The following is a 12,039-nucleotide window of genomic DNA, read 5'->3' as shown; positions in this document are numbered from 1 at the left end:
CACCCTCCTTTTTCTTCATTCACTTCATTATACAAAATTAAATTGAAATATTCAAAAAAGCAAATCAATACCCTTGTGTTTGACGCTGATGATTGACTTCGTTTTTATCTAAATATGCTTTTTCAATTTCTTCTTGACCAAACTCAAGAGCTTGTCCTAAACGAAGGTAGCTTGTAAATAGTTCAATATAATTTGTAATAGACGGTTGGTCCGTAAAACGAATTACTTTCGCATACGTGTCTAAGAAAATTTCAACTTGTGTTTTGTTCGTTTGAGCACATTTATAAAATAGGAAGTTTTTATCAATTCCTAGGTCAATTCCAATCGATAAAATAAAGTGCAGACCATCTACATATTCTTCAAGTATAACTTCACGTTCAGCTGCTGGTTTTTTGCTCCAATATTTAAAACAACGTGTTTCATTTGCAAGTTCCCCAATTTCAACAAGGAGTGCTAGCATTTTTTCTTTTAATAATTTCTTCGGTTGTAAATCATGTTCTTTCACAATACGATCATCTAACTCTTTTTGTAATTTAAATAGCTGTAGTAAATCCATTCTATTCCTCCTCCAACATCGCATAAAAACAATGTTGTTTCATCTCATATTTATTGTAAGCTTTAAAAATCCTACCCTTTATTATCTAATTAGCTTCCTAGCCCCTTATAAAATAGCTTGTCCCTAAATCATCAATACGTTTCAGACATCATCTACATATGATGAAACTTCCATATCATCTTTCCATTATAGCAGTGTCGTTTCTACTAGGAAAGATGCCTTTAAACGACAGTAAAAAAGCCAGAGGAAATCCTCCGACTTTTTTACTGTATATTCTTCTATATTGTTATAGCTTTTATACTTATTTTGTCATATCAAGTACAACACGTCCATTAATCTTTCCTTCTTCCATTTCACTAAAAATCTCATTAATTTCATCAAGATGACGTGTTTCTATAATTGCTTTTACTTTTCCTTCTGCGGCAAATTGCAATGTTTCTTGTAAGTCTTTTCTTGTCCCTACGATAGAGCCAATAATTTTCACGCCATTTAAGACGGTATCGAAGATTGGTACTTCCATCATTTCTGGTGGTAACCCTACTGCTACACACGCGCCACCTCGTCTAATAGAACGGTACGCTTGATCAAATGCCGGTTTTGATACAGCTGTGCAAATAGATGCATGCACACCTTTTACTTTCTCGAATATCCACGCTACCGCATCTTCTTTAAGTGGATTCACGGCTAAATCTGCACCAAGTTCTTTGGCGAGCTCTAATTTATCATCTACAGTATCAACAGCAACAACATGTAATCCCATTGCTTTTGCATATTGAACAGCTAAATGCCCAAGGCCACCGATACCAAAAATCGCAACCCAATCGCCAGGTTTTGCTTCTGATACTTTTAATGCTTTATATGTTGTAACACCGGCACAAAATAGCGGTGCTGCATCAACGAATTCTAAGTTATCCGGTACTTTCACAACATAATCAGCTGCTGCAACGCAATACTCTGCATAACCACCATCAACTGAGTAACCTGCATTATGTTGATCTAAGCAAAGCGTTTCACGGCCAGATAAACAATATTCACAATGACCACACGCTGAATATAGCCATGGTACTCCAACCCGGTCACCAACTTTTACGTGAGTAACACCTTCCCCTACTTCTTCAATAACTCCAACACCTTCATGTCCTGGAATTAGTGGGAGTTTCGGTTTTACCGGCCAATCACCGTGCGCCGCATGTAAATCTGTATGGCAAACGCCGCATGCTTCAATATGTACAAGAACTTCACCAAGTCCAGCTTTTGGTTTTGGAACTTCTTTCACTTCTAACTTCTCTTTGAACTCATTTACAACTGCTGCTTTCATGTAAACGCCTCCTAGTTATAGATACAAAAAGTTCTTACAAGTTCATCTTAATATAATAGAAGAAACGAGAGGCAGTTGAATTATGACAATAATTTGCGAAATATATCACAAATTATTGAACGATTATATTAATTATAAAAGCAGCTCCAAACAATAAAAAAACCTCAGAAGAAAATTCTTCTAAGGTTTTTGAACAATTAGTTTAAGTTGTTTTTTGCAACTGTTGCTAATTCAGCGAAAGCTTTTTCGTCATGAACAGCTAAGTCAGCAAGCATCTTGCGGTTAACTTCGATACCAGCAACTTTTAAACCGTGCATTAAACGGCTGTAAGAAAGACCGTTAATACGAGCAGCTGCGTTGATACGAGTGATCCATAATTTACGGAAGTCACGTTTCTTTTGACGACGGTCACGGAATGCATATAGTAAAGATTTCATAACCTGTTGGTTAGCAACCTTAAATAATGTATTTTTAGAACCGTAGTAACCTTTTGCTAATTTTATAACTTTTTTACGACGTTGACGAGTAACTGTACCACCTTTTACTCTTGGCATAATATTACCTCCTATTTGTTCTATATATCAGCCGAACTTATTTTAAGTTGTCAAGCATTTGACGAATGCGTTTGAAGTCACCAGCGCTTACTACACCAGCTTTACGTAGTTTACGTTTAGCTTTCGTAGATTTGTTAGCGAATAAATGGCTTGTGTAAGCGTGTGAACGCTTAAGTTTACCAGATCCAGTCTTTTTGAAACGCTTTGCAGCGCCGCGATGAGTTTTTTGTTTAGGCATAGGTATTTCCTCCTCTATCTATTACTTATCGTTTTTCGGTGCTAAAACTAAGAACATACTACGTCCTTCCATTTTAGGCTTAGATTCGATTGTACTAACTTCAGCACAAGCTTCTGAGAAGCGATCTAAAACACGTTGACCGATTTCTTTATGAGTAATGGCACGTCCTTTAAAGCGAATTGACGCTTTAACCTTGTCGCCTTTCTCTAAAAACTTGATAGCATTACGAAGTTTTGTGTTAAAGTCGTGTTCATCAATTGTTGGACTTAAACGAACTTCTTTCATGCTAATTACTTTTTGATTTTTGCGCTGTTCTTTTTCTTTCTTTTGTTGCTCAAAGCGGAATTTACCGTAGTCCATAATGCGGCATACTGGCGGTTTCGCATTTGGAGCAACCAATACTAAATCAAGATTAAGATTTGCAGCTAAGTCTAAAGCGTCATTACGAGACTTGATGCCAAGTTGATCACCGTTCGCACCAACTAAACGTACTTCACGTGCACGAATTTGCTCGTTAATCATCATATCCTTGCTAATAGTAAGCCACCTCCAAGGTTTTCTTAGAATACGTTTGTAGTCATAGAACCCAAACAAAAAAGTGTGGGCATACGGACACCCACACTTGTACAATCTTAAGTAAGAAAGACATTTACCTGCTAACTGCGTATGCGTCAATCAGGTGAGAAGCGGGTGCTTCTACTTGTTCTACAAAACAATATTCTATTATCCTTGATGAGTTTACCATAGGATATAACGTCTGTCAAGAAGACGCATTTTACTAACAACAAGAAATATTGTAACAAACAACACGAATACATGCAATACTTTTTTATGATAAGTCTTGTTTGGTTATTATTTCTAATTTTTGTTCCCCTTATCCATAAAACAAAGGCGCGGCATGCCGCGCCTTTTCCTTAGCGTTTTCCTTCAACTTTAATCATATCAACAAACGCATCTAATGCGATTGTTTCTGATTTTTGTTCACCGTATTTACGTACGTTTACGCCGTTTTCAGCAACTTCATTGTCACCTACTACAAGCATATACGGAATTTTTTGCATTTGTGCTTCACGGATTTTATAACCGATTTTCTCTTCACGAGTATCCACTTCCACACGGATACCAGCACGTTGCAAGTCTTCCTGTACTTTCTTCGCGTAGTCTAAATGTACTTGCGGAGAAACTGGGATTACTTGTACTTGAACTGGCGCTAACCATGTTGGGAATGCACCTTTGTACTCTTCGATTAAGAAAGCAACGAAACGTTCCATAGTTGATACAACACCGCGGTGAATAACAACTGGACGATGAGGTTTACCATCTTCCCCAACGTAAGTTAATTCAAAGCGCTCCGGAAGTAAGAAGTCTAATTGTACAGTTGAAAGTGTTTCGTCTTTTCCAAGTGCAGTACGAACTTGAACGTCAAGTTTTGGACCGTAGAATGCAGCTTCACCTTCAGCTTCATAGTACTCAAGACCCATTTCATCCATAGCTTCTTTTAACATAGATTGTGCTTTTTCCCACATTTCATCGTCAGCATAATACTTTTTAGTATCTTCTGGATCACGATAAGATAAGCGGAATGAATAATTTTCTAAACCGAAGTCTTTATATACTTCTAAAGTTAAGTTTACAACGCGTTTTAATTCTTCTTTAATTTGATCTGGACGAACGAAAATGTGCGCATCATTTAAAGTCATTCCACGTACACGTTGTAATCCAGATAGTGCACCCGACATTTCATAGCGGTGCATTGTTCCAAGCTCTGCAATACGAATTGGTAATTCACGATAGCTGTGGATATCGTTTTTATACACCATCATATGGTGAGGGCAGTTCATTGGACGAAGTACTAATTCCTCATTATCCATTTCCATTGATGGGAACATGCCATCTCGGTAGTGATTCCAGTGACCAGAAGTTTCATAAAGCTCTCTGCTTCCTAATACTGGAGTATATACGTGGTCATATCCTAAGCTCGCTTCTTTATCAACAATGTAACGCTCAATAATACGACGGATTGTTGCACCTTTTGGTAACCAAAGCGGTAAACCTTGTCCTACTTTTTGGCTATTTGTAAATAATTTTAACTCTTTACCTAATTTACGGTGGTCACGCTCTTTCGCTTCTTCAAGCATACGTAAATGCTCATCTAATTCTGCTTTCTTCACGAATGCAGTACCATAAATACGCTGTAGCATTTTATTATTGCTATCGCCACGCCAGTAAGCACCTGCAACACTTAACAATTTAAACACTTTAATTTTCCCTGTAGATGGAAGGTGAACCCCACGGCAAAGGTCGTAGAATTCGCCTTGTTCATAAATTGAAATAACCGCATCTTCTGGAAGATCGTTAATCAATTCTAATTTTAGTTCATCGCCAATTTCTTCATAACGGCGAAGTGCTTCCGCACGTGGCACTTCATGACGAACGATTTCTAAATTCTCGTTCACAATCTTTTGCATCTCTTTTTCGATTTTTGGGAAGTCCTCAACTGTAATTGCTTCTTCCATATCGATATCGTAGTAGAAACCATTTTCGATTACTGGACCAATACCAAGTTTTACATCTTTATATAAGCGTTTTAACGCTTGTGCTAAAAGATGGGCTGTTGAGTGGCGTAAAATGTATAAGCCATCTTCAGAATCTAATGTAATGATTGAAACTGCACCATCTTCTTCAATTGGTGTACGAAGATCGATCATCTCATCATTTAATTTTCCAGCCACAGCTTTTTTCTTTAAGCCTGGGCTAATAGAAGCTGCGATTTCTTCAGTTGTTGTTCCTTTTGGAAACTCCTTCACAGCTCCATCAGGGAAAGTAATTTTAACTACATCTGCCATCACTGGTCACTCCTTTTTTTCTCAAAATAAAAAACACTCATCCCGTAAAAAGGGACGAGTGTTGAATTCGTGGTTCCACCCTTGTTCCAATTAACTAAACTGTCAATTGCTCAAGTTCAACATAACGGTGTTGGCCGTTAGCAATTACTAGAAAAAATGTTCACTGCTAAAGTTTAGAGGTGGTAAGTAATAAACCCGTACTAGGAAGCTCGCACCCTAAGGCTTCCCTCTCTGAAAATCGTAGTAAATCACTCATGTCCTCATCGTAACATTTCAATATATTTCATTTATGTAGGTAATTATATGCTCAAAAACTTAGAAAATCAAGGGCGTTCCCTTTATTTTTTAAATTTTTCACGTTGTGTTCAAATTCATGCAGTGCACATAACTGAACTCGTTCTTGAAATACATTTTGAAGGGTAACAATCATATTGTGATCTTGCTCTTTCGTGTACAAATAAATCATTCTCGGCGCAATAGAAAGAAGCGGTGCAATTACCTTCGTGTCAATATATACGCCCTGCTTATTTAGTAAATCCTCTTCTATATATTGAACCAATTTTTCTTGTTTTAAACGTATTCCCTTTTCATCATAAAAAATAAAACTTTCATCAAATACAAGATGTAGACACGGTAAACGTGATTTTCGGCTGCTCACTTGTTGCCTTAGCATTTCTACAAACATTTGATATTCTTGCTCCATTTTATATTCATCGATCGCCACTTCCGCAAGTCGGTGTACCATCTCCCTATATGCGCGGAGGCGAAAACGAATATAAGATGAAAAAGAAAAAGAAAGCGGGTCACAGAGCCATCCTTTTAAAGAAGACATAATACGGACTTCAATTTTATTACGTGTTAGATCACGGGCAATTCCTTTTCGTTTTCCATTTAAGATAGCATGTGCCATATGTAAAATTTGATGGCACTCTTCTTGTTCTTCATAAAAAAATTTCTCTTTTAAAATAGTACGAAGCCATTCGTTTTGTTTTATATTAACAATAAAATAAAGAAGTACTGGTGTTAAAACTTTCTCAATATAATTCGATTCGCATATTGGTATATGAATCGTTACCTTTTGTTCATATAAATAAACACTTGTTTCTTTATATAGCTTTTCCGTTCTCTTTATCAGTTGTTGATATACGTGCGCAGCATCATTTTTTTCTTCGAAGCAGATTTCAATCACTCTTGTCCCCCCTTTTATCCCGCTCTACGGAGTTACTTTCTCTCAAGCCCCCATAAGAGTCCAGTTCCCGAAAGCTAGGCGCTAAGTAGCAATACCTTCTCCCGCTTCACTCTACAATCCTTGCTAATTTTATATATATTAAGGGACTAGAAAAAAAATGATACAAGCTCGTATGAAATTTCAAACATATACTGAAGAAACAAAAAAAGAGCAAGCAGTATGCTCACTCTTTACGTATGACGACGATTTTTCCCACCAATTGGAACTGGCTTTGCCAAATACTTAATACGCTCCATAATACGCGCCGCTTTCATTTCTTCTGCTTCTCCACGCTGTGTGTAGGTTAAATGATGTTCTAGCTGTTTAAAGTCAAAATTAGACGTAAAGAACGTCGGTAAGTTTTCAAGCATACGGAACTGCAGTATAGCACCAAGCACATCATCACGCACAAAGCTTGACATTGCTTCCGCCCCAATATCATCTAACATTAATACTTGTACACGCTTCACCGCATCAATCTTTTCACCTATCGTATTATTTTGCAGTGAGCTTTTAATTTCTCGTAAAAATTCTGGTAAGTATACGATCATTGAACTTATTTTTTTTAAGGCTAATTCATTCGCAATCGCTCCTAAGAGATACGTTTTCCCTACACCAAATTTACCGTAGAAATATAACGCTTGTACTTTTTTTCCAGGTTCGTATGCACTTAAAAATTCATTCGCTGCACGAATCGCCTCAATTCGCGGTTCTAAATCTGATGGATCTAAATTTTCCATAGAAGCCTGTAAAATATCACTTGGCATATAGACACTTTGAACTAACTTTTCATATTTCTTCCGCTCATCATAAGCCACTTTTCTTACGCAGCGATCATATTGAATATCAATCATCTTACCTTGAATAATCAGTTTCGGCTCATACCCTTGAATCATATTTTCACATGATTCTAAGTTTGGACAATCTGCACATCCAACACTTTGTCCAATGTATTCATACAGTTTCACAAGACTTCGCTCTATCATGGAAGTCGTCACTTCACCTTTATGTTCTTCTACAAACTCTTTCACACGCGGATGAGCCATAACTTCCGCTTTTAACACTTCATATCTATTTTTAAAATTCTCATTTTGCATTAACTTTGCAAATGAATTTTGAATATGCTCCATTCTTTCACCTCAAAGAGCGTTCATTCTCCTCTATCAATCACGCTTATATTTTTTTAACTCTGCTTCCAATTTCTTTCGTTCTTCTTCTAACTTGCTCGATTTTCCCGCCACATTCGTAAGTTCCTTAGGCTGTTCTTTTGGTTGTTCCTTGGATTGTTCTTTCAACCAATCGGGCACCATTTCTTTCCGCACTGTTTTCTTCGAAGTATGACCCTTTTTCTTCGTTTCAGCCCATTCTTGATATTGGCGATTCTCTTCTTTCGCCAATGCCATCGCTTCTGATACCGTACCTACTTTTTTTCGTGCCCAGTGCCCCGCAATTTTCTCAACATATGTTTTGGCAAGCTTCATATCCGAACGCAGCATTACATAATAAATAAGTACATTGACCACACCTGGCGTTAGTTTTTGGTTCATCATTACTTCTTCTACAATTTGCAAATCTGCTTTCGTTGCTTCTGCCCCGCCTGAAATTTCTTTTAACAATTGTTTTGGAGAAATTTCTTCTAGCTGTTTAATAAGCATCTCTTCTTGCGTAGACGGCTCTTTCTCTTTCATCGTACGTGCAGCATGAGGCTGTACTCGTTCACTTAACACTGGGAGCGCTTGACCATTTTCAAATTGATACCAATCACGCGCTCCTTTCCGAAGCCTTTCCATATCAATCGTTTGCAATTCTGTCATTGCACCAAGCACAATACTTTGCATCGACAGCACATCCACACCATACACGTAAGAGAGTGTAACAACACATTCACGCACTTGGTCCGTAATCGCTTTTCGCGGCACAAGAGTCGATAACCCTTCTACAAATAAAGAAAAATCAAAGAAATCGTTCCAAAGTTGTGGGGCAGTTCCTTTTTCATTGCCCGGCATAACTGCGCTACTTGGAATTCGAAGTTCCTCTTGCGCATGCTCAAATTGCCCTGGATTAAAAGACCCAAATACATCATTAAAGGAATGTGTAACATTTTCATAAGAAGCAAAGTCAAACTCTTCTTCTAAAAAATATTGTTTAACTTGATTATATTTTGCACGGCTTAATCGATTATACAAAAAGATGCTCAGGACAATATCATCAAAAAATTGTTTTGGTGATAACGGCGGCTGCAATTCGTATATAAACATTCGAATATCTTTTTCTTTTTTAATATATACGTTTAAAAGCCCAATTGCTTCTAATTTCATCCGTTCTTCATATACTTCAGGAAGCTGCATTTGCATTGTCACCATAAGAGAGTGGTGTGTATTCTCTTTTCCAAATACACGATCCTGCTCTAGCTCTCCCCACAGCGTCATGTATAAGCTAAAAGCCTTGCTACCCACTAATGGTTGATATAACATCGTTAATACCTTCCGATCGTAACTATGCAGCAACCCTTTTGCACTTACTTTATAACGATCAATTGGCAATAGCTCCATCCATGACTGTTTTTCCATCCTTGCAATTCCTTTCTTTCTTCCATTCTACGTATATAATTCCTTAGTGAAAAAGAGCTAATAGCTTTCGCTTCTAGCTCTTTTTCACCACTATTTGCGGGCTCAAAGTTTCACTTTATTCTCGTTCTTTTTGCAGTATATCTTTTAATTCTTCAATAAATACATTTAAATCTTTAAATTGACGATATACGGAGGCAAATCGTACATAAGCAACATCATCAATATCTCGAAGTGCTTCCATTACGATTTCACCGATCATATCACTTTTCACTTCTGATATTCCTAAATTACGAAGTTCACGCTCCACATTTTGTGTTACTTCTTCTAATTGTTTTAACGATACAGGTCTTTTTTCACACGCTTTAATTAATCCACGTAAAATCTTTTCTTTATTAAACTCTTCTCGTGTTCCCTCTTTTTTTACAACAATAAGAGGTGGTTCTTCTACTCGTTCAAATGTCGTAAATCGATTTAAACAACTTTCACACTCTCTTCTTCTTCGAATAGAGCGTCCCTCATCTACCGGACGTGAATCCAATACTCTTGTACCATTATGAAAACAGGCTGGACAACGCAACTCATTCACTCCCTTGCAATTTAATCTTCAGTCTTTTTTACTTCATCTACATGTGAAAATATATATACAATATTATATAACCTATTTGTATTTGCTCACTACCTTATCCTACTATTTCACGTTCAATAATACGTTACTTTTAAAAAATTTACTTTATAGCAAGCATTCGTCAAAAACAGTCTACCATTTTACAATTTCAAATTTATATAAACTAAAAAGAGGTGCATTATACACCTCTTTACATTTTAAATCAATTATGTTCTTTTTTAAAGAGCTTTTGTTTCTCTATGCTTAATTTCGAAGCTACCTGTGCCTCGAGGAAGCTCGATGCTCTCTCGCGTTTTCGCATTTAAACCTTCTGCAATATACTCTGCAGCAACATTTGGATCAATACGATCCCCACAAGTATAAACATCAATACTTGCATAACCGTGCTCTGGAAAGCTATGAATTGTTAAATGTGATTCCGAAATGATTACAACTCCACTTACACCCTGCGGCGCAAACTTATGGAAAGCAACCTCACGTACTTCAGCACCTGCTCTTAGTGCTGCATCCACAAATAATTGTTCAATAAACGGCATATCATTCAGTTTGTCGAAATCGCAATCCCAAAGTTCAGCGATTACGTGACGACCCATCGTGTCCATAGTATCCATTCTACAGTTCCCCCTTGTAAATTTAATCTAACTGTTCGAATTGAAAACTAATTTGCAATTTGGCTTGCTCCACTACCACGGGGGAAAGTTAGTCCAGAGAGGTCCTAACCCTTTAAGTAGTGACTACGTACCTCAGCTCTTAAGTTTACGAGTGTTAGTATACTTTGTTTATTTTCATTTTGCAACAACAGTTTTTTCGATTTTTTGTCATATTCTCTTCTTTACTTTTCCCCAAAAAAATAATTGATTCACAAATGCAGTAATCACAATGGTTTTTTATATGTACCATTTATAAAAATATACTCATATAATTTTTTCCTTTTCAGAAAAAACATAAAAAAGAAGACACGCAATCGCTTGCCTCCTTTTTTATCATTTTTTATCATTAAATGTGTTGTACACTTTCTTGTTTTGCTAATTCGTTAACAACTAACTTCACAAGATCTACAACGCGACGAGAGTAACCCCACTCGTTATCATACCAAGCAAGTACTTTCACTTTACGTTCACCCATTACCATTGTAGATAAGCCATCAATGATAGCAGAATGTGTATTTGTATTAAAGTCGATAGAAACTAAAGGTTCTTCACTGAACTCAATAATCCCTTTCATTGCACCGTTTGCAACTGTTTTAAACGCTTCATTAATGTCTTCAACTGTTACATCACGTTTTACATCTACTACTAAGTCAACAAGAGACACGTTTGGTGTTGGAACGCGAAGTGCCATTCCGTGAAGTTTTCCATTTAAATGTGGAAGAACTTTCGCTAATGCTTTCGCAGCCCCTGTTGTTGTAGGAATAATAGACTGTCCACAAGCACGTGCTCTTCGTAAATCTTTATGTGGGTTATCAATATTTTTTTGGTCATTTGTATAAGCATGAACAGTTGTCATTAAACCGTTTTCAATTCCGAACTGCTCATCTAACACCTTAACAACAGGCGCTAAACAGTTTGTTGTACAAGATGCATTTGAAATAACAGTATGTTTTGTAATGTCTAATTGTTCTTCGTTCACACCAACTACAACTGTTACATCTTCATTTTTACCAGGTGCTGTTAAAATAACTTTTTTCGCTCCAGCTTCTACGTGAAGTATCGCTTTTTCTTTTTCATTAAATTTACCAGTTGCTTCGATTACAACTTCAACACCTAATTCTTTCCAAGGCAACTCTTTTGGATCGCGGTTGTTTAGAAGGCGAATCATTTTCCCATCCACTAATAAATGATCTTCAAATGCTTCCACTGTTCCGTCAAACTTGCCATGAACTGTATCATACTTGATTAAATGTGCTAATGTTTCTGATGGATAGCTTGCGTTGATTGCTACAATTTCGAATGCGCTTTCTTTTATTGCTTGACGAAATACCATTCTCCCAATACGTCCAAATCCATTAATTGCCACACGAATCATAATATGTTATCCCCCTTGAATGCGTTATACTATTTATCTCTAATCCCAATAATAGTATAACACAAAAAGAGGATATGTC

The 12,039-nt window shown here is 36.9% G+C and carries 12 protein-coding genes and 2 other annotated features; all 12 genes read right to left on the bottom strand.

Features of this window, described 5'->3' with window-relative positions; translation table 11 throughout:
- Window positions 1-64: 64 nt before the first annotated feature.
- The 12 genes from ACM6HU_RS23485 to ACM6HU_RS23430 all read right to left on the bottom strand — a co-directional run bounded on the left by ACM6HU_RS23485 (window position 65) and on the right by ACM6HU_RS23430 (window position 11,960).
- The gene (locus ACM6HU_RS23485; RefSeq protein ID WP_003200923.1) at window positions 65-556 is read right to left on the bottom strand and encodes a dUTP diphosphatase; all 492 of its coding nucleotides are present in this window, start codon (window positions 554-556) and stop codon (window positions 65-67) included.
- 301 nt (window positions 557-857) lie between these two features.
- Window positions 858-1,874 carry an alcohol dehydrogenase AdhP gene (adhP, locus tag ACM6HU_RS23480; protein ID WP_016116572.1) on the bottom strand — a complete coding sequence of 339 codons (1,017 nt, stop codon included), beginning with the start codon at window positions 1,872-1,874 and terminating at the stop codon, window positions 858-860.
- A gap of 197 nt (window positions 1,875-2,071) precedes the next feature.
- Window positions 2,072-2,428 (bottom strand): 50S ribosomal protein L20, encoded by a 357-nt coding sequence (gene rplT / locus ACM6HU_RS23475; RefSeq protein ID WP_003201011.1) that lies wholly within the window; start codon window positions 2,426-2,428, stop codon window positions 2,072-2,074.
- Between the two features lie 37 nt (window positions 2,429-2,465).
- A complete protein-coding gene (gene rpmI, locus ACM6HU_RS23470; RefSeq protein WP_001125945.1) occupies window positions 2,466-2,666 on the bottom strand; it encodes a 50S ribosomal protein L35 in 201 nt (66 codons plus the stop codon).
- A 21-nt stretch (window positions 2,667-2,687) separates the two neighbouring features.
- A complete protein-coding gene (infC, locus tag ACM6HU_RS23465) occupies window positions 2,688-3,191 on the bottom strand; it encodes a translation initiation factor IF-3 (protein WP_000973214.1) in 504 nt (167 codons plus the stop codon).
- A 61-nt stretch (window positions 3,192-3,252) separates the two neighbouring features.
- Window positions 3,253-3,374: a sequence feature (ribosomal protein L20 leader region), on the bottom strand.
- 206 nt (window positions 3,375-3,580) lie between these two features.
- Entirely contained in the window at window positions 3,581-5,512 is a 1,932-nt protein-coding gene (gene thrS, locus ACM6HU_RS23460) for a threonine--tRNA ligase (RefSeq protein WP_016116573.1), read from the bottom strand.
- Between the two features lie 47 nt (window positions 5,513-5,559).
- Window positions 5,560-5,788, bottom strand: a binding site (T-box leader).
- A 31-nt stretch (window positions 5,789-5,819) separates the two neighbouring features.
- Complete coding sequence (ytxC, locus tag ACM6HU_RS23455) at window positions 5,820-6,701, bottom strand: putative sporulation protein YtxC (protein ID WP_016116574.1); 882 nt, start codon at window positions 6,699-6,701, stop codon at window positions 5,820-5,822.
- Window positions 6,702-6,931: 230 nt separating this feature from the next.
- Entirely contained in the window at window positions 6,932-7,870 is a 939-nt protein-coding gene (gene dnaI, locus ACM6HU_RS23450; RefSeq protein WP_016116575.1) for a primosomal protein DnaI, read from the bottom strand.
- Window positions 7,871-7,903: 33 nt separating this feature from the next.
- Window positions 7,904-9,310, bottom strand: coding sequence for a replication initiation and membrane attachment family protein (locus ACM6HU_RS23445; RefSeq protein WP_016132096.1), 1,407 nt, complete (start codon window positions 9,308-9,310; stop codon window positions 7,904-7,906).
- 115 nt (window positions 9,311-9,425) lie between these two features.
- Window positions 9,426-9,887 (bottom strand): transcriptional regulator NrdR, encoded by a 462-nt coding sequence (nrdR, locus tag ACM6HU_RS23440; protein ID WP_016116577.1) that lies wholly within the window; start codon window positions 9,885-9,887, stop codon window positions 9,426-9,428.
- Window positions 9,888-10,153: 266 nt separating this feature from the next.
- Complete coding sequence (gene speD, locus ACM6HU_RS23435; RefSeq protein WP_006096185.1) at window positions 10,154-10,537, bottom strand: adenosylmethionine decarboxylase; 384 nt, start codon at window positions 10,535-10,537, stop codon at window positions 10,154-10,156.
- 394 nt (window positions 10,538-10,931) lie between these two features.
- A complete protein-coding gene (locus tag ACM6HU_RS23430; RefSeq protein WP_016116578.1) occupies window positions 10,932-11,960 on the bottom strand; it encodes a glyceraldehyde-3-phosphate dehydrogenase in 1,029 nt (342 codons plus the stop codon).
- Window positions 11,961-12,039: the final 79 nt, after the last annotated feature.

The sequence above is a fragment of the Bacillus sp. IT-79MI2 genome (assembly GCF_949768135.1).
Lineage (GTDB): Bacteria > Bacillota > Bacilli > Bacillales > Bacillaceae_G > Bacillus_A > Bacillus_A pseudomycoides.
The sequence above is the reverse complement of the archived record's forward strand: the minus strand, read 5'-3'. Positions and strand labels throughout refer to the sequence as shown.

Coding starts and splice junctions, on each gene's coding strand:
- ACM6HU_RS23485 (WP_003200923.1), bottom strand. CDS start 556: ATGGATTTACTACAGCTATTTAAATTACAAAAAGAGTTAGATGATCGT.
- adhP (WP_016116572.1), bottom strand. CDS start 1,874: ATGAAAGCAGCAGTTGTAAATGAGTTCAAAGAGAAGTTAGAAGTGAAA.
- rplT (WP_003201011.1), bottom strand. CDS start 2,428: ATGCCAAGAGTAAAAGGTGGTACAGTTACTCGTCAACGTCGTAAAAAA.
- rpmI (WP_001125945.1), bottom strand. CDS start 2,666: ATGCCTAAACAAAAAACTCATCGCGGCGCTGCAAAGCGTTTCAAAAAG.
- infC (WP_000973214.1), bottom strand. CDS start 3,191: ATGATGATTAACGAGCAAATTCGTGCACGTGAAGTACGTTTAGTTGGT.
- thrS (WP_016116573.1), bottom strand. CDS start 5,512: ATGGCAGATGTAGTTAAAATTACTTTCCCTGATGGAGCTGTGAAGGAG.
- dnaI (WP_016116575.1), bottom strand. CDS start 7,870: ATGGAGCATATTCAAAATTCATTTGCAAAGTTAATGCAAAATGAGAAT.
- ACM6HU_RS23445 (WP_016132096.1), bottom strand. CDS start 9,310: ATGGAAAAACAGTCATGGATGGAGCTATTGCCAATTGATCGTTATAAA.
- speD (WP_006096185.1), bottom strand. CDS start 10,537: ATGGACACGATGGGTCGTCACGTAATCGCTGAACTTTGGGATTGCGAT.
- ACM6HU_RS23430 (WP_016116578.1), bottom strand. CDS start 11,960: ATGATTCGTGTGGCAATTAATGGATTTGGACGTATTGGGAGAATGGTA.